Consider the following 810-nt stretch of genomic DNA (forward strand, 5'->3'; position numbering starts at 1 on the left):
GCTTTCGGTCGCTATTTCCCGCGGTCGGCTTTCGCAGATCCACCGCCGTCGCGGGTGGTACCGCCACGGCCTGTGTCTGCTGTTCGGACCCGGACCCGGACCCGGGGCCGGTCACCGCGGCACGACCACGAGCTGCGTCGATCAGGTTCCGGCCTGCCGGTGTGAACAGGCCCCCCGGGAGCGCCATCCCGCGGGTGCCCTTCTGTCGCAGGAAGACCCCGCCGCCGATGGCGAGAAGGTCCTTGATCTGGCGAAAAGGAACTGTCACGACCCCTGTGGTCAGCACCAGTTCGAGTGAATCCTGATAAAACCGAGCCGATATCGCGGTGCCGGGTGCGGTGTAGGCCGAGACCGTCGGATTGCGGCACAGCAGTTGTATCGCAGTGAGCACGAGTCCGATCACGACCGCGATCACAAGTATGACGAGGTAAGACAACAGTAGATCCGTGAACTTCCAGCCCGGCTCGTTCGACGCGGTGAAGAGCTCGACGAAGCGACGCGACATCACGATGAACGGGATCGCGAGTCAACCGCAAGGCGGTGTCGGAATCCGACGGAACGGTCACTTCGATCAGGGCCCCGGTTGCCGGTGGATTCGGTGCAGCCGAAGGCTGTTGTGGCTGGTTCATCGTCCCCCTTGCGACCAAGCGATACCGATCGGGACCATACCGGCCGAGGCTCGGTCGGGCCACCAGCGGCAGGCCGCGATGTGCGAGAGTCGGCTAGATTCGGGCAGGTCGACAGCTCGATGGGTGTGGATACCGAGGACAGTGTGAGTCAGGACAATTCAACTGCGGAAACACCCGATGT

At 63.6% G+C, this 810-nt stretch carries 1 protein-coding gene; it reads right to left on the reverse strand.

The features are described 5' to 3' along the window. A partial coding sequence (locus ACFRAM_RS28640) for a hypothetical protein (RefSeq protein ID WP_379470432.1) occupies positions 1 to 508 on the reverse strand: 508 nt, incomplete at its 3' end. Positions 509 to 810 lie beyond the last annotated feature (302 nt).

It is taken from the genome of Paenibacillus sp. NPDC056722, assembly GCF_042790635.1.
GTDB lineage: Bacteria > Bacillota > Bacilli > Paenibacillales > Paenibacillaceae > Paenibacillus_AQ > Paenibacillus_AQ agri.